Origin of the sequence: Acinetobacter nematophilus (assembly GCF_026344175.1) — a bacterium.
Lineage (GTDB): Bacteria > Pseudomonadota > Gammaproteobacteria > Pseudomonadales > Moraxellaceae > Acinetobacter > Acinetobacter nematophilus.
On the sequence record NZ_JAPKMY010000005.1, the window covers coordinates 62,011 to 77,903 of the forward strand.

At 40.0% G+C, this 15,893-nt stretch carries 17 protein-coding genes; 9 read left to right on the plus strand and 8 right to left on the minus strand.

The window, feature by feature from the left end; genetic code table 11:
- Window positions 1-72 precede the first annotated feature (72 nt).
- The 4 genes from OSH00_RS10960 (at window position 73) to truA (ending at window position 4,754) form a co-directional block, all read left to right on the plus strand.
- Window positions 73-1,530, plus strand: coding sequence for a type IV pilus assembly protein FimV (locus OSH00_RS10960; protein WP_266130455.1), 1,458 nt, complete (start codon window positions 73-75; stop codon window positions 1,528-1,530).
- Between the two features lie 48 nt (window positions 1,531-1,578).
- On the plus strand, window positions 1,579-2,883 hold the full coding sequence (locus OSH00_RS10965; RefSeq protein WP_266130456.1) for a hypothetical protein: 1,305 nt from the start codon (window positions 1,579-1,581) through the stop codon (window positions 2,881-2,883).
- A 90-nt stretch (window positions 2,884-2,973) separates the two neighbouring features.
- The gene (locus OSH00_RS10970; protein ID WP_266130457.1) at window positions 2,974-3,948 is read left to right on the plus strand and encodes an asparaginase domain-containing protein; all 975 of its coding nucleotides are present in this window, start codon (window positions 2,974-2,976) and stop codon (window positions 3,946-3,948) included.
- A gap of 8 nt (window positions 3,949-3,956) precedes the next feature.
- The gene (truA, locus tag OSH00_RS10975; protein WP_266130458.1) at window positions 3,957-4,754 is read left to right on the plus strand and encodes a tRNA pseudouridine(38-40) synthase TruA; all 798 of its coding nucleotides are present in this window, start codon (window positions 3,957-3,959) and stop codon (window positions 4,752-4,754) included.
- Between the two features lie 93 nt (window positions 4,755-4,847).
- Here the strand turns inward: truA and OSH00_RS10980 are convergent, their stop codons facing one another.
- The gene (locus OSH00_RS10980) at window positions 4,848-5,858 is read right to left on the minus strand and encodes an AraC family transcriptional regulator (RefSeq protein WP_266130459.1); all 1,011 of its coding nucleotides are present in this window, start codon (window positions 5,856-5,858) and stop codon (window positions 4,848-4,850) included.
- Between the two features lie 228 nt (window positions 5,859-6,086).
- On the opposite strand from OSH00_RS10980, the gene infA reads away from it, so the two are divergent.
- Both infA and OSH00_RS10990 read left to right on the plus strand, forming a co-directional pair.
- Entirely contained in the window at window positions 6,087-6,308 is a 222-nt protein-coding gene (infA, locus tag OSH00_RS10985) for a translation initiation factor IF-1 (protein WP_004718087.1), read from the plus strand.
- A 378-nt stretch (window positions 6,309-6,686) separates the two neighbouring features.
- Window positions 6,687-7,094, plus strand: a complete 408-nt coding sequence (locus tag OSH00_RS10990) for a hypothetical protein (RefSeq protein ID WP_266130460.1) — start codon at window positions 6,687-6,689, stop codon at window positions 7,092-7,094.
- Window positions 7,095-7,166: 72 nt separating this feature from the next.
- Here OSH00_RS10990 and leuB read toward each other — a convergent pair whose 3' ends face one another.
- The 4 genes from leuB to leuC form a co-directional block, all read right to left on the minus strand.
- On the minus strand, window positions 7,167-8,246 hold the full coding sequence (gene leuB / locus OSH00_RS10995; RefSeq protein WP_266130461.1) for a 3-isopropylmalate dehydrogenase: 1,080 nt from the start codon (window positions 8,244-8,246) through the stop codon (window positions 7,167-7,169).
- A gap of 41 nt (window positions 8,247-8,287) precedes the next feature.
- Window positions 8,288-8,857, minus strand: a complete 570-nt coding sequence (locus OSH00_RS11000; RefSeq protein WP_266130462.1) for a hypothetical protein — start codon at window positions 8,855-8,857, stop codon at window positions 8,288-8,290.
- A 106-nt stretch (window positions 8,858-8,963) separates the two neighbouring features.
- The gene (gene leuD, locus OSH00_RS11005) at window positions 8,964-9,614 is read right to left on the minus strand and encodes a 3-isopropylmalate dehydratase small subunit (RefSeq protein WP_196076597.1); all 651 of its coding nucleotides are present in this window, start codon (window positions 9,612-9,614) and stop codon (window positions 8,964-8,966) included.
- Window positions 9,615-9,634: 20 nt separating this feature from the next.
- A complete protein-coding gene (gene leuC, locus OSH00_RS11010; protein WP_266130463.1) occupies window positions 9,635-11,068 on the minus strand; it encodes a 3-isopropylmalate dehydratase large subunit in 1,434 nt (477 codons plus the stop codon).
- Between the two features lie 531 nt (window positions 11,069-11,599).
- Between leuC and OSH00_RS11015 the strand changes: the two genes are divergently transcribed.
- Window positions 11,600-11,842, plus strand: coding sequence for a DUF2061 domain-containing protein (locus OSH00_RS11015; protein WP_196076599.1), 243 nt, complete (start codon window positions 11,600-11,602; stop codon window positions 11,840-11,842).
- A gap of 24 nt (window positions 11,843-11,866) precedes the next feature.
- On the opposite strand, the gene OSH00_RS11020 is transcribed toward OSH00_RS11015, so the two are convergent.
- Window positions 11,867-12,739 carry a glycine-rich domain-containing protein gene (locus tag OSH00_RS11020; RefSeq protein ID WP_266130464.1) on the minus strand — a complete coding sequence of 291 codons (873 nt, stop codon included), beginning with the start codon at window positions 12,737-12,739 and terminating at the stop codon, window positions 11,867-11,869.
- 208 nt (window positions 12,740-12,947) lie between these two features.
- Between OSH00_RS11020 and OSH00_RS11025 the strand changes: the two genes are divergently transcribed.
- Window positions 12,948-13,805: a LysR family transcriptional regulator gene (locus tag OSH00_RS11025; RefSeq protein ID WP_266130465.1), complete on the plus strand. Its 858-nt coding sequence runs from the start codon at window positions 12,948-12,950 to the stop codon at window positions 13,803-13,805.
- A gap of 64 nt (window positions 13,806-13,869) precedes the next feature.
- Here the strand turns inward: OSH00_RS11025 and OSH00_RS11030 are convergent, their stop codons facing one another.
- Together OSH00_RS11030 and OSH00_RS11035 are read right to left on the minus strand one after the other, a co-directional pair.
- Complete coding sequence (locus OSH00_RS11030; protein ID WP_196076602.1) at window positions 13,870-14,112, minus strand: DUF2789 family protein; 243 nt, start codon at window positions 14,110-14,112, stop codon at window positions 13,870-13,872.
- Between the two features lie 367 nt (window positions 14,113-14,479).
- Entirely contained in the window at window positions 14,480-15,130 is a 651-nt protein-coding gene (locus OSH00_RS11035) for an HAD family hydrolase (protein ID WP_266130466.1), read from the minus strand.
- A gap of 184 nt (window positions 15,131-15,314) precedes the next feature.
- Between OSH00_RS11035 and OSH00_RS11040 the strand changes: the two genes are divergently transcribed.
- On the plus strand, window positions 15,315-15,815 hold the full coding sequence (locus tag OSH00_RS11040) for an RNA pyrophosphohydrolase (RefSeq protein WP_266130467.1): 501 nt from the start codon (window positions 15,315-15,317) through the stop codon (window positions 15,813-15,815).
- Window positions 15,816-15,893: the final 78 nt, after the last annotated feature.

Consider the following 15,893-nt stretch of genomic DNA (forward strand, 5'->3'; position numbering starts at 1 on the left):
ATTTACATATAGACTACAGCGAAATATTGTATCATTGAGATGCCTTGAACTTTGTCAGAGCAATGGATAGAGATGACTGTATATAACAAATTAAAAATTGCCATTTTAGCCATCATGACGTCGCAAACAATCAGTGCGATTACGATAGATCCGATTCAAGTTCAATCGGGGTCTGGGGATCTTCTGTACGCAGAAATGAAATTCAGCAATGCCAATCCTAATGAAAAAATAGAAGTGGGTCTGGCAGATGCAGACGATATCCAACATATTGGAATAACCACACAGGCGCCAGGGCATTTAAACTTTTATACGCGTCGTTCTGGCGACGGGACTGGGGTTATCGTCATTACTTCTTCTCGTCCCATCATTGAATCTGAACTGAATATCTTACTTAAGGTTAAAGAAGGCAGTGCTACACATATCCAGCAAGTAAGAACACCTTTAACACGTGGACGCAATAACATTCCTACACCGATGGTAAATGCAAATACCCAAGAAAAGCCGCTTAACCCTCAAATTATTGTGAGTGAAAAAGACATTGCATTGAACTTACCAACCAGCACTCAATATCAGGTCTCAACACCACAGACAGTAACGCCGCCAACAAACAAAAAATCCAATATAGCACCGGATAACCAACAAGCATTGGCAATCAGTGTGATTGCACCTCCCACATTGAACATAGAACAAAAAACTGCGGTGACCCATAGTGAGATTTCACAAACACCATCTATAGTGATCAATAAAGATGAAACTCACGCTACTGTTGTTTCAACCCCACAAGTCGTAATTCCATCCAAGCCTGTCGCACAATCTGAAAAACCACCCCAACAGACTCAAACAACGCAGCCCCAAACACCAAAAGCGCAACCCCAAAAAACAGCTGCTGAACATAAATCTGAAAAAGCCAATGCGGTCAAGCCTAAAACTGACACTCAAAAAGTACTCAAACAAAATAAACCGACAGCCAATAAGAATTTAGACAAAGCGCCAAGACATGTTGTGCGAGCCAACGAATCACTTTGGAAGATTGCATCGCGTATCGCAGCAGAAACGCACCAAAGTGTTCCGGAAGTGATGCGTCAAATCAAAGAAAATAATGCAGATGCCTTTATTCAAGGTGACATCAATCGTATCCGTCGAGGTGTTGCACTGAATTTAGCTGCAAGTTATCAACAAGTTCCGCAAACTCAATCTAAAGTTCCACCTGTGGCGCCTCAGATTGCCAAAAAGCAATCAGGTTCTGCCAAATACCGTTTAGATCAGGCGGAGATGAGTTTAGTGGCAGATAATGAACAGTCTTCTGCGCAAGGTTCTACAAAACAAAATACACAGGTGAATCAGACTACTGCTGAATTATCCACAAAAGTTATGACATCTCGTGAAAAAACAGTTAAATTACAGAAGAATGTGACCCAACTTGCATCGGCTTTACAAGAAAAGAATCAGCGAATTCAATTATTAAATGCTCGGCTTGCTCAATTGCAACAGCAATTACAACAGCAAAATGTAAAGAAGCCAAATAGTTAGGATATATTAAGGAAATTGATTCATTGTGCTCAATGAAGGGGAAATAAAATGTTGTTGTATGTGATTCCATTTGTTTTACTGTTGGTGGTTGCCATCGTTTTAAAGAAACGAGAAGATGCCAACAAAGAAAATACCAATACGGCGAGCAAAAAGACCAATAATAAAAAATCGTCAAAAAAGAATGTAGCACGTACTGCACGTACCTCACAAAAGCAACGTACTGCTGTTGTTGAAAATGAAGTGGTGGTGCAGCAAGCAACAAAACCATTAAGTCCTGAACTAAAAAATAGTATCGAAAAACTGATTGCTGCAAAAAACTATTTTTCGGCCGAAGCTAAAATCAATCAAGCACTCAATCAAGATAATGCGCAGCATGAGCTATATCTCTATCTTCTGGATGTGCATTTAGCACAAAAAGACGAATTTGCAGTGAATCAATTGATTAACCATATTCGCTCATTGGGTCTTGACGATATTGTTGCTCAGGCTGAAGAAAAGAAAAAAGCAACTCAAACTGAAAGCCCGATTGAGTCGATTGCTTTTGTTCCACCCACACCAGATCCAGTTGTTCCAGAAGTCAAAAATACTGCTGCATTTGATGCCTTGATTGGCAATATAGAAACAACTCCAACATCAACTGCTGCAAATTCAGAAACGCCTATTCGCAATGATGTTGAGGCACTTGAATTCAATGCATCAGTCGCTCAAGAAAAATCAGAAGAAAAACCAACAGAACAACCACTGGAATTTAATTTAGATTCAACCCCACAGGCACAGCCTACGGTAGAGTTTTCTTTCGAAACAGTTGAACCAACAACTGAGACTGCAAAAGAAACAATAACACCTTTGGAATTTAGCTTTACAGCTAATGAGCCTATTGTTGCGCCTGTTGAAAAACCAGTCGAAGTTGAAATTGCACCTGAATTCAAACTGGATTTTGCTGAACCTGTTGCAACGCCTGAAAAGGAACAGACTGTAGCGCCTCAGGCATTTGAATTTAAATTGACACCAACAGAAGCTGAAACGCCTGTTGCGACACAGCCTACTTTCCACTTTGATCTAGAAGCAGAATCACAAACGTCTGAACCTGAATCATTTGCTTCCCAACTGAATTTAGAAGTCCCAGATCAAGTTGAAGCAGTTACACCTGTTGAAACAACTGATCCTCTGTTGGCTTCATTTCCAGAACTTGCCCAAGTCAATGAAATTCAACTCAATTTGGATCTTGCCCAGCAATATATCCAACTCGGTGCTTATGCTTCAGCACGTGCACTACTGTCACAGGATGAGTCTATATATACGGCTGAGCAACGCCAACAATCGCAGAATTTACTGAGTCAAATTGCTTCATGAAGTTATGATCTGTTCTAATTTGATAATATGAATTGTCAGACATCGCTCAGCGATTTAAGATAAAGCAGTCATTCATGGCTGCTTTTTATTATGAACAAAAAAATTGCTTTAATTTACATGGGGGGAACTTTTGGATGCATTGGCGAGCCGTTAGCTCCCATGCCTGAACATGAATTCATTCCACAGCTCAAACGAATTCTCCCGCCTCAACTGAAAATTGAATGCTTTAAAGCAGCCAGTATTAAAGACAGTAGTGCATGTACTGCTCTTGATTGGTTAATGCTGGTTCAACAAATTCAAAGCTTGCAACAACAAAGTTTCGAACATTTTGTTGTGATTCATGGGACCGATACCCTCAGCTATGCTGCGGCGACTTTATCTCGTTTTCTAGCTCAATCATGTCATGTGATTATTACAGGGAGCCAATATCCCTTACTCAACCTTCAAGGCAATGACACACGTGAGTTTACCGATGCAATTGATAATTTAAATACAGCACTTGATACCGTCACCAAATTACCTGTAGGTGTTTATCTTGCATTCTTCCATCAAGTGATTCATGCCCGGACTGCGCTAAAAACCCATAGTACTGCTTTGGATGCATTCAGAGGCTTAAAAGCAGAAGAACCTATTCATCAGGACTCATCTATTCTTCAAATCCAACCATCATATATTGAAAAAGCCAGATTATTGAATATTGTAAATTGGATGATGGTGCCGACTGAATTATTACAGTTTAAAAACAATCTCAACACCCTCGCTCAACATCCACCACACTTTTTAATTATCCAAGCTTATGGAGTTGGAAATTTGGCTGTTGATCCAGGCATTATTCAAAGTTTTAAAAACTTACAGGCCAAAGGTTGCCAAATTATTTTATCCACTCAAGTTCCTCTAGGCGGCATGGATCAACGCTATGCAATTAGCCAATGGATTCAGGACTCAAAAATTTTAGTCAGTGATGCGCTCAGTCAAGCAGATCTTTATGCCAAAATTCTGAAAATTTATTTACAATACCCGACTTCGCAACAATGGCATGACCATTGGTATGATCAACCTGAATAGAGGTATTTATGCAACGCTTTGCAATTGGTATTGAGTTTTGTGGCATTCGATATAAAGGTTGGCAAACTCAACAGCCTGGCGTACGTAGTATTCAGGAGACAATGGAAAAAGTACTGAGCACCATCGCTGACGAACCGATTATCTTACATGGCGCCGGACGTACTGACGCAGGTGTTCATGCCACCAATATGGTTGCTCATTTTGATACCAATGCAATTCGTCCCATGCGTGGCTGGTTAATGGGATCTAATAGCCAATTACCCAAGGATATTTCCATCCAATGGATTAAAGAGATGGATATGGATTTCCATGCGCGCTTTAAAGCTCAAGCACGCCGCTATCGCTATGTAGTGTATCAGTCGGCAAATCGCCCTGCCTTATTACATAAACAAGTGACCCATGCTTATTACCCTCTTGATGTGGATAAAATGATTGCAGCGGCTGAAAAATTTGAAGGAACGCATAATTTCGAAAGTTTCCGTGCTGCAGCATGTCAGTCCAATCAGCCTGTACGCCATGTTAAGCACTGCCGTTTAATTCGCCATGGCAATTATCTGGTTTTGGATATTCAGGCTGACGGCTTCTTGCATCACATGGTTCGCAATATTATGGGCTGCCTGCTTGAAATTGGTCAGGGCATGTATGAAATTGATCACATTGACCAGATTTTTGCAGCACAGGACCGTAAAGCAGCTGGAATTACAGCTCCCCCTGATGGTCTGTATTTCATTCATGCAGATTATCCTGAACAATTTGAATTGCCCCGCCCCCCTCTAGGGCCTCATTGGTTAAATATGCCTGAATAATCTTTTTGTTTAGGCATAAAAAATCCTTCTCTAGTGAAGGATTTTTTTGAATATTAAACAGTACCAAGCCTTTCAGTCATTGAAAGCCCTCTCTTAACGTTGTTTACGCTTTCTATATTCAACAGGTGTTTCATTGGTCCAACGTTTAAACGCTCGATAGAAAGTACTTGGCTCAGAAAAACCTGTGAGATATACAATACGCTCAACACTTTCATTGGTATTGGCCAAGAGTTTTTTAGCCAAACGACAGCGGTAATCTGAAAGAATTTGCTGAAAACTGGTATTGGCTTCCGATAGTTGGGTACGCAAACGACGAGGAGTGATACTCAATTGAGCGGCCACTGTTTCTAAAGTTGTTTCACCGCTCTCTAAGGTTGAACCAATTGCTCGGCGAACCTCACCAACTAAATCATAACGCGCCAGTTCTTGAAGCTTTTCAATCGCCAACTGCTCATGCAACTGTAAAAGTTCGGGTTCAGCTTGCCACAACGGATAGTCTAAAATAGCAGGGTCAAAATACAAACGCGTTTCTTTCTGCCCTAAACTCACAGGACAGCCATAAACACGATAGTACTCTCCATCAGAGGCACCTTGAGAAAAGTTGAAATCGATATAGATCGGTTCAAAACGCCCTTCAGTAATGAATTTAAAGAAACGTAAAATGCCCGAAATGGCGCACTCAGAAAAATGACGATTGACAATATTTTCGCCCCAAGGTTGCTCACCATTGGTTAAATAACAACGTCCATTATCATCAACCACCAGCTTCGCATGGAAAGCGTCACTGATCAGACGCTGATATGCGAGTGCCCGTTTGAGTCCTTCACCAAAGTTTTCACTTGAAATGAATAAATGTTCAATCACCTGTCCACGGTAAAGGGGTAAATGCTCTCCGAGATGTAAACCAATATCTGGATCACTACTGACTTCCTCTGCAGCCACCCAAAATGCAAATTGTGCATTTAATGGTGTTCGTGCATTTTGATCAACCTGACCCAATGCCACGCCTGCCTTTGATAATATTTCTTCTGTCGGCAATCCTGCACGACGGATCGCTTGATAACCTAATCGTAAAACAACCGAAGCATCAGTTAGCTGGCTCACGCAGTGCCCTTCCTTGTATGTTATTCATTTATACTTAAAACCTTTGATTTAGATTACCGTCGATTGACCGAACTGACAATATTTATCCGCTATTTTTTGTAGAAATTGTTTAACAAGATGTTCGCTTATTTTCAAGTCATCTGCCACCTTCCCATGCCGAATAATCTTGTTTTTCTATAAAAAATTGCCTATAATTTGCGCCTTTCCAATTTGATCATCAGGTAGGCTATGGCCAATAAAGAGGAACTTATCGAGTTCGAAGGCGTTGTCACCGAAACGCTTCCTAATACTATGTTCCGTGTACGTTTAGAAAACGGTCACGAAGTGATTGCTCACATTTCTGGTAAAATGCGTAAACACTATATTCGTATTTTAACTGGCGATAATGTAAAAGTAGAAATGACACCTTATGACTTAACTAAGGGTCGTATTACTTATCGTGCACGCTAAGTTTTAGTGTAAGCAAAAGCCACTATGAGGTGGCTTTTTCAATATCTATAAAATATATCATCTGGCTTACGATACATTGTTATTGTCTAGTTATTGCGTCCCTGACGCTAAAATCTGTTCCTAAATATGCATCGCGACCAGCATACCTCACATGTAATCTACTTATAATCCTGCACAAGGCACGTATTTTTGCGCTCGTGTAATTTTTAGTGCTCTGTTTTCAATATCTTTGGCTTTTTTACTGGATACAATTACAAATTTAAGTTTTGGGGATTAAATCCGATTTCGCAATCTGTCTACAGACACTGATCTATAGATTGACTAAACTCATTGTATAGAGTCTATTAAATCAAACTCTCACTTGATTGGGTGAAGCTGATGAAAAACTATTTACACATCTATGCATGTGTGTCGATTACTTTCAGCATTGCAGGCTGTCAGAGTGTTGACACCCGACCTGAAAATTTAGATCAATATTTACAGCAGTTTATTGGTAAATCAAGCAGTGAAATACAAGCCGAGCTAAACTTTAAAGCTTTAGGTTATCAAGTCAGTGATCACATCCAAACCACCACTGACACATTAACGTATACCATCCTTCGTCCTATCAATATCCCTATGACAGGAAGCAATGCAACTGTGGGCTCAAATGCGATGGGAATGCCTGTCATTCGCTATGACACAGCAGGTACACCCAGTTATGACATCAACTTTAATTGCAAAGTCACCTTTAAATTAAACAATAATATTGCTGAGTCTGTTCAATATATGGGGCGAGCATGTTAATTTTACTGGGCAATTTTACGCATAAAAAACACAGCCTAGGCTGTGTTTTGGAAGAACATCGAGAATAAACAATTAACCTATTGCAGTGACTACTGCTGAACCCATCTCAGTTGTTCCAACTTTGGTCATTCCTTCAGACATAATGTCGCCAGTACGCAAGCCTTGATCTAAAACTTGTCCTACAGCATCTTCAATTGCTTTTGCAGCTGTTTCTTCACGGAAGGTATAGCGAAGCATCATGGCGACAGAAAGGATTGTTGCCAACGGATTGGCTACATTTTGTCCTGCAATATCAGGTGCAGAACCATGGCACGGTTCATACATTCCCTTGCCGTTTTCATCCAGAGATGCAGATGGAAGCATACCAATTGAACCTGTGAGCATTGCAGCTTCATCTGAAAGAATATCACCAAACAAATTGCCTGTAACAATCACATCAAATTGCTTTGGTGCACGTACCAATTGCATAGCCGCATTGTCTACATACATGTGTGAAAGATTGATATTTGGATATTGCGCTTCTTTTAATGCTGTAACCGTTTGTTTCCAAAGCTCAGTGACTTCAAGAACATTGGCTTTATCCACCGAGCAGACTTTACCCCCCCGTAAATTCGCCATTTCAAAAGCAACTTTAGCAATACGCTTGATTTCAGACTCTGCATAAACGTCGGTGTTAAACCCCTGCTTCTCACCATTTTCAAGCTCACGAATCCCTCGTGGCTGACCAAAATAGATGCCCCCTGTGAGTTCACGAACAATTAAAATATCCAGGCCAGCTACAATTTCAGGCTTAAGGCTTGAAGCATCCGCCAACTGTGGATAGAGAATTGCAGGACGTAAGTTTGCAAATAGGTTTAATTCACTACGAATTTTCAATAAACCACGTTCAGGGCGGATTGAGCGTTCAATCGTGTCCCATTTTGGACCACCCACTGCACCGAGTAAAATTGCATCTGCTTTTTTTGCTTGGTCTGCTGTTACTGCTGGATAAGGTTCGCCGTGAGCATCAATTGCAGCACCGCCCAATAAACCATGTTCCCATGTTAAACCTAAATTAAATTTTTCATTGACACGCGTAAGTACTTTTTCAGCAGCAGCAACGATCTCTGGACCGATACCATCACCTGCCAAAATCAAAATTTGTTTAGACATTTGCAGTTCCATTTGTATTCAGTATCTCTACTGATTTGAGATTAAATTTTTTGTTCAACAAATTCGCTTACACCTGTCACTGCATTATGAGGACGACAGAAACGGCGAATTGTTCGAGTTTCTTGAAGCATGTCAACACAGAGCGGTGTGGGTGAGGAAACATTCAATAAGCTTCCTGTACCCTGTGATCTTTGGCGATACATTTTAAATGTATATTTTTGATTTGCTTTAAAATCATGAATCACATGAAAAACTTCAGCATGGTCTTTGGTAATTGGATAGAACCTAACCACCATTTCATATTGCTGCGGTGGAATCGTTAAATACACACCAATTTGATCCAAAGGCTTACCTGTTAACCTTAGATAACCTTGATCAATGGCTTTACGATTCACACGCTGTGTATTTTCCTGCATGATAATCAAATCATTTAATCGCGCAAATTCACAATGCTCTGCGCCTGAGCAATAAACTGAAACTGTATTTTGGCTCATCTGATTTTTTTCAGCTTGTTTAATACGGACCAAATCAACCATTTGTGCTGATTGGCATGCACTCAAGATTAAACCTGTCAAACTGATTAAAACACCACGACCTAAAAACTTAGTCATCGCTCAACCCCAACCCTTGCATTCCCGAGCCAACATTCATTTTGTTATGCACTGCATGTTAGCAAGAGTTGGGGATTCACGCTACGTGTAAAATGTTCGCCGAAAATCAAGCTTGAATTTCAGCAAATACCCAAGGGCGCGATTGTTTAGTTTTTTCTTCATAGGCACGAATTTCATCGGCTGCCTGTAAAGTCAAGCCGATATCATCCAAACCATTCAATAAGCAATGTTTGCGGAATGGGTCTACCTCAAATTTGAATGCTTCACCACTTGGTGTGCGTACTTCCTGTGCTTCCAAATCTATTGTGAGCTGATAACCATCAGTAGCAGCACATTCTTTAAATAATTGATCGACAATCTCTTCAGACAAAATGACTGGCAACATGCCATTTTTAAAACTGTTGTTGAAAAAGATATCTGCATAACTTGGTGCGATCACGGTACGAAAACCAAACTCTTCCAACGCCCAAGGCGCATGCTCGCGACTTGAACCACAACCAAAGTTTGCGCGAGAAATTAAGACGGATGCCCCTTGATAACGTGGCTGGTTTAAAACAAAATCTGGATTCTTAGGACGCTTAGAATTATCCTGCCCCGGATAACCCTCATCCAAATAACGCAATTCATCAAATAAATTATCACCAAAACCCGTACGTTTAATCGATTTTAAAAACTGTTTTGGGATAATTAAATCTGTATCTACATTGGCACGGTCTAATGGTGCAACAATACCTTGTTCAACGGTATAAGTTTTCATAGTTTGCTCCTTAACCCAGCTTAGAATGAACGAACATCGACAAAGTGCCCTGCAATCGCTGCTGCTGCTGCCATTGCCGGACTCACAAGATGAGTGCGCCCCCCATTCCCCTGGCGACCTTCAAAGTTACGGTTTGAAGTCGATGCACAGTGTTCACCAGGCTGTAATTTATCAGCATTCATTGCCAAACACATTGAACAACCTGGTTCACGCCATTCAAATCCAGCCTCGATCAAGATTTTATCTAAACCTTCAGCTTCTGCTTGTTGTTTGACCAAACCCGAACCTGGCACTACCATTGCTTGCTTGATACTTGGAGCCACTTTTTTACCTTTGGCTACAGCAGCAGCTGCACGGATATCTTCTATACGAGAGTTGGTGCATGAACCAATGAAGACACGATCCAATTGAATATCTGCCAATGCCTGACCTGCATTTAAACCCATATATTGATAAGCACGAGTCCAGTCATTGCGTTGCACGTCATCTTTGGCCTGTTCTAACGTTGGAACCGCTTGAGAAACAGGAATCACCATTTCAGGCGAGGTTCCCCAAGATACTTGTGGCTCAATTTCTGCACCATTTAAAACGACAACCGTATCAAAGTGTGCATCATCATCAGAATGCAAAGTATTCCAATACGCTACCGCTGCATCCCATTGCTCACCCTGTGGTGCATAAGGTCGATCTTTTACGTACGCAATGGTTTTTTCATCAACGGCAACCATACCGACACGCGCACCACCTTCGATTGCCATATTGCAAACAGTCATACGACCTTCAATCGACATATCGCGGAAGACTTGGCCACCAAATTCGATGGCATGACCTGTACCACCAGCAGTCCCAATCTTACCAATAATGGCCAACACCACATCTTTCGGTGTCACACCTTGCCCCAATGTACCATCGACACGGACCAGCATATTTTTCATTTTCTTTTGCACTAAGCACTGGGTTGCCAAAACATGCTCAACTTCTGAAGTTCCGATTCCATGTGCCAAGCAGCCAAATGCGCCATGCGTAGCCGTATGCGAGTCGCCGCACACCACTGTCATTCCCGGTAAAGTTAAACCTTGTTCAGGTCCAACCACATGCGCAATCCCTTGGCGAACATCATTGATGTCAAATTGCACCACATTAAAGGTTTTGCAATTATCATCCAAAGTCTGCACTTGGATACGTGACGTATCATCTTCAATTCCAGCAATTCCTTCCGAACGCTCTTTGGTTGAAGTCGGTACATTATGGTCAGGTGTCGCAACATTGGCGCTTAAACGCCAAGGTTTACGGCCAGTAAGCTGCAAACCTTCAAATGCTTGAGGAGAGGTTACTTCATGTAATAAATGACGATCGATATAAAGCAATGCAGAGCCATCATCTCGTTGTTTTACTAGATGGTCATCCCATAATTTATCATATAAGGTTTTTGCTTTTTGGTTTTCGCCTGCCATGTCGATGTGCTCCACTGGACTGGGTAATTCTTTCATTAATGTCGATTATAACCACGTTTTTACATAAATCTAATTTATCATTTTTATCAGTTTAAAAACTTTTTGGAATCTTTCACAGCTATTTCCATACCATTTTTTGCCAGATAAATGACTTGAAATCATGCTCTATTCATACAGTTCAAAAAATCATATCTTGAAATGAAGAGCCTGACCAAAATTCAAGATTCATTTTAAATAACCGCAATGAAGTTAAAATTTTAGTGCTCGTCAGCCCCTGAATCTCTCATAAAATCAATCTACTTGATTATCGATGCTACAGTAACTCAGCTTTCAATTTTTCCAGAACATTTAGAAGCAATGATAAAAGTAATCACCGCTCTGTTACATATTAATCTAGGTTGTTGGTAAATTCTTTTCAATTATTCTTTATGTTTATTTATAAATCCAATCATCTTGAGTCAAAAAAACCTTTTTACATTGCAATTGATAATGATTATTATTTAAATAATGAATCAATAAGTGGTGAATCTAATGGCAAATATCCAAAACTTCTTACAAAACAATCAACGCGTTTTCAAGAAAACATTAAGCTACTACATTATGCATATCACTGTTGCCATGTTGGTGGCTTACGTGGTGACAGGTAACTTTTGGATGGCTGTGACATTAAGTTTACTCGAACCTACGGTTCAAGCCTTTGCATTCTTTTTCCATGAAAAGGTCTGGAATAAAAGAGATCAAAAAGTTGCTCAAAGAGCAGAAGTTAAAGTCTAGATAAATTGACTGTGGCGAGAGGTCTTAGTCACCACCACCTCCTCCACAGCTACTACAACTACTACAAGAAGATGAAGAATCCGAACCGCTGCCATGTGAATGCCCTGAATCATGTGAAGAACTCGAACCAGCGCAGGAACTTGAAGAACATGATGAGGTTGAGGATGAGCAGGACGATGTGGTTGTCGTAGAAGAAGCATCTGATGTTGAGCTCATCATTTGGCTATACATTCCAATCATAAAAGGCAAACTAAAAATCAGCCCTTTTTCCCAACGAATATGTCCATCTATCTGAAATAATCTCGGTAAAATTTGCGTTTTTTCTGGGTTTAAACCATGTAAATGGCACGTACTTTGCCATGTATTGAGCAGTTGCTGCTTCTGTGCTGTTCTTTGTTTTTCAGTTGGTAAGGGATCATGGGGTTGATGAATCAATTCATACCCTAAAAAGTTCATACACATTGTTTGATAAAATGCATCAAACTCTTCAATCAATATATGCCATAAAGCATCTACAGAATGAGAAGGCATAGCATAGGCATCTTTACGCAAAAGATGAATTGCTAAATAATCTTTAAAACCCTCTTCAATATAAGGATAAGATGATGTCGAAATATTGGGATGTCGCTGTCCAAATACCCGCCAAACTTCGGCAGGAATTTTAAAGTTATTCCATGCCCGGACTTTTCGCAGTCTTCTCAAACGCGCTCTCGACCAGAATATACCGATCATTCCCACAAGAATGACCAGAAAATAAATCTGGAAGAAGTATAAAAATAATACACTGATTGCTCCGAGAATCAGCATAATGACAAGAAATCTTATCCAAGATATTGGCAATGTGTCACGAGTGCGTTGTTGAAAGTCATCGAGGGTGATTCGAGGAGATGGATTCAAATAATATTTCCTTGGTTATTTTTATTGCCACACTATAAATCAGTCGACTCAGCTGTGTACAGCTTAAACCTGTATGAAAGTTTTATCATGGTAAGCAAGTGAAGACACAAATCACCCAAATTGAAAAAAAGTGAAAATTACTTTGATTAATTCTTAAAATTTCTCAATAATGAATTAAACATAAAAATTCTTTATGGATGGAAATATTATGAATCTCGCTGCTTTTGAAGCTTTTGTCAAAGTTATGGAAACTGGTTCTATTTCGATGGCAGCAGAACATCTGTTTATTACCCAGCCTGCCGTGACCAAACGAATACATAGTTTAGAGGAATATTTCGGCGTCAAATTATTTGAATCTGCAGGACGTGGTGTCCAAGCAACTCATGCCGCACATTCGCTATTGCCCAAGGTAAAAAACTGGTTGAATGAATTGGGTGATATTCACCATACTCTCAGCCATGAACAAGGTGAAGTACGAGGAAAACTCAAAATTGGAACCAGTCACCACATTGGTTTACATCATTTACCACAACATTTAAAAAAATATGTACAGCACTTTCCAGAAGTTAAACTGGACGTACATTTTGTCGACTCTGAACAAGCGCATGAACAAGTGCTGGCAGGTGACTTGGAACTTGCTTTTTTAACCCTACCACCGCAGGGGGATGAACGTTTAAGTTATATCACCATCTGGAATGATCCTTTAGTTTTCGTTGTGGCTCCTTTTCATCCGTTGGCACAAAAAAGAAATCTTAAACTTGAAGATTTAATTGAATACCCAAGTTTACTGCCTGCCGCACAGACCTATACCAGCCAGATCACCCTAGCTGAGTTTGAAAAGAAAGGCTTAAAACCTAAAATCACCATGAGCAATAACCCTTTAGAGTCTATTCGGATGCTGGTTTCAATCGGTTTAGGCTGGTCTGTTTTACCAAAAACTCTGCTCAATCAAGACTTGCAACAGTTAGACCTTCATTTCGAGATGAACCGTCAGTTGGGAATGGTTTGGCATCCTGCTCGTACTCAATCCAGAGCCGTTCAGGAATTAATTGAAATGATGAAATAAGCAAAAAATAAAGCGCTCATTATATGAGTAATGAGCGCTTGAATAAGCTGGAATGTCCTTAGCCTTATTTGACTGAATCTTCATGTAAAGACTCATTTAACTGGTCAACAATAGTCGCCCACTCCCCATCAGAACTCAATTTTTCATCTAAAAACTGGCGTTGTGCCTCAGTCCAGAAGTCAGCTTTAGTCAAAAATGTGTCTGCATCCAACTGATGATTTTCAATAAAATCTTGAATTGCTTCTTCGCTAGAGTCTAAGCCAAGTTGTTCAAATAAATTGGTCATTCTTGGACGTGTCTGGCTCATTATATAATCTCCATCAGTTTTGAAAAATTCTCAGATCAACATAGCATTTTTACACTGAAAATGAAGCACAAAATATTCATTTATAAAAATATTTACAATTAATGAACAGATCAAATTTAACACTCAATTCAGCATTTTCAATGCTTTGAATTGAGCATAATTTAAGCTAAAACACGGATTGAATCACTCCAGCATACACATGTATCTCTATCTATAAATAAAGGTGTCTTTTTATCCTGAACCATACTGTATTTTTATTATTGTTGTGGTTTTGAAGGACAGATCATTCTGTGGGTTGGTTTATATCAAAGTTTTAGAGAGTTATAAAAAACAGCACCGAAGTGCTGTTATCGACCGACAAACCCGATTAGATCGACCAATCCTGAATGTCCCAGCCTTGTTGTTTGGCTAAGGCTTCCAGACGTTCATCCGGATTTACGGCAATCGCATGATCTGCGTACTCCAGCAAAAAGCGATCATTGATCGAGTCTGAATATGCCCAAGATTCAGTCACATCACGTCCCTCAAGCCATTGCTCCAGACGTACCAATTTGCCTTTTTGATAACATGGAACATTGGTTACTTTACCCGTATATTGTCCATCTTTGATTTCTGCATTGGTGGCAATAATTTCAGTAATTCCAAATTCACGAAAAATAGGTGCAGTGATAAAATCAGAAGTAGCGGTAATCCCCACTAAGGCATGTCCTAAATCTTTGTGCTTTTGAATCGCAGCAAAGCCTTTCGGGCGCATCTGGGCACGAATGACTTTTTTCATAAACAACTGATGTAATTCAGTTAAATAGTCATTGTCATGTTGAGTTAAAAACTCAAAAACAAATTCATTGTAGGCAATCGGATCAAGTTGTCCAGCTTTATAATCTTCATAAAACTGATCATTCATCGCACGATGGTGAACAGGATCAACCAAGCCTTCATTGACCAAAAACTCTCCCCAAGAATGGTCCGAATCTGTATTTAATAAGGTGTGATCTAAGTCAAACAGCGCCAATTTCATGAAAATACTCGTTTAAACTGAAATTTAAGAAAAAAATTGTAAATCTATCACCGCTAGTCGATAGAAATTCGTTAAGATCATAGCAATTTTACAACATTATTACTTTGACTTTATCGAGTTGGACAAAAGAGTGTCAGTCCCCATATATAAAGTCAGATGAAATTAACAAATTTTAGGTAGCCAAATGATCGACTCAGAAGGTTTCCGACCCAACGTCGGGATCATTTTGGCAAATGATATTGGACAAGTTTTATGGGCAAAGCGCATTGGGCACAATGCATGGCAATTTCCTCAAGGAGGTATCCAATTTGGAGAGACTCCTGAGCAAGCTCTTTTTAGAGAACTACGTGAAGAAGTTGGGCTCTTACCCGAGCACGTCCAAATAATTGCCCAGACAGACGACTGGTTGCATTATCGTTTGCCACTTCGATACATTCGTTCGGACTCCGATCCGATTTGTATTGGACAAAAGCAAAAATGGTTTTTACTCAAACTCACAGCTTCAACGAAACATATTCAGTTGAATCTCTCTGATCCGCCAGAATTTGATCAATGGCAATGGGTCAGTTATTGGTATCCGCTTGGTCAAGTGGTGAATTTTAAACGAGATGTTTATCGAAAGGCGATGATGGAGTTATGTATGCAAATGCCACACTACGCCCCTGAAATTTCTTCAAAAATGTGAATGATTTTTCAAAGTAGTGCTGTTATAAATAATACTGATGAAAACGCTTTAAACCATAGCTTAGATTAGGAGCATACA

Bases quoted from the DNA above. Each gene is read 5' to 3' on its own strand.
- OSH00_RS10990 (WP_266130460.1), top strand. From the start codon at position 6,687: ATGAAAAACTATTTACACATCTATGCATGTGTGTCGATTACTTTCAGC.
- OSH00_RS11035 (WP_266130466.1), bottom strand. From the start codon at position 15,130: ATGAAATTGGCGCTGTTTGACTTAGATCACACCTTATTAAATACAGAT.
- leuC (WP_266130463.1), bottom strand. From the start codon at position 11,068: ATGGCAGGCGAAAACCAAAAAGCAAAAACCTTATATGATAAATTATGG.
- OSH00_RS11030 (WP_196076602.1), bottom strand. From the start codon at position 14,112: ATGAGCCAGACACGTCCAAGAATGACCAATTTATTTGAACAACTTGGC.
- truA (WP_266130458.1), top strand. From the start codon at position 3,957: ATGCAACGCTTTGCAATTGGTATTGAGTTTTGTGGCATTCGATATAAA.
- leuD (WP_196076597.1), bottom strand. From the start codon at position 9,614: ATGAAAACTTATACCGTTGAACAAGGTATTGTTGCACCATTAGACCGT.
- OSH00_RS10970 (WP_266130457.1), top strand. From the start codon at position 2,974: ATGAACAAAAAAATTGCTTTAATTTACATGGGGGGAACTTTTGGATGC.
- leuB (WP_266130461.1), bottom strand. From the start codon at position 8,246: ATGTCTAAACAAATTTTGATTTTGGCAGGTGATGGTATCGGTCCAGAG.
- OSH00_RS11000 (WP_266130462.1), bottom strand. From the start codon at position 8,857: ATGACTAAGTTTTTAGGTCGTGGTGTTTTAATCAGTTTGACAGGTTTA.
- OSH00_RS11040 (WP_266130467.1), top strand. From the start codon at position 15,315: ATGATCGACTCAGAAGGTTTCCGACCCAACGTCGGGATCATTTTGGCA.
- OSH00_RS10960 (WP_266130455.1), top strand. From the start codon at position 73: ATGACTGTATATAACAAATTAAAAATTGCCATTTTAGCCATCATGACG.
- infA (WP_004718087.1), top strand. From the start codon at position 6,087: ATGGCCAATAAAGAGGAACTTATCGAGTTCGAAGGCGTTGTCACCGAA.
- OSH00_RS10965 (WP_266130456.1), top strand. From the start codon at position 1,579: ATGTTGTTGTATGTGATTCCATTTGTTTTACTGTTGGTGGTTGCCATC.
- OSH00_RS11015 (WP_196076599.1), top strand. From the start codon at position 11,600: ATGGCAAATATCCAAAACTTCTTACAAAACAATCAACGCGTTTTCAAG.
- OSH00_RS11025 (WP_266130465.1), top strand. From the start codon at position 12,948: ATGAATCTCGCTGCTTTTGAAGCTTTTGTCAAAGTTATGGAAACTGGT.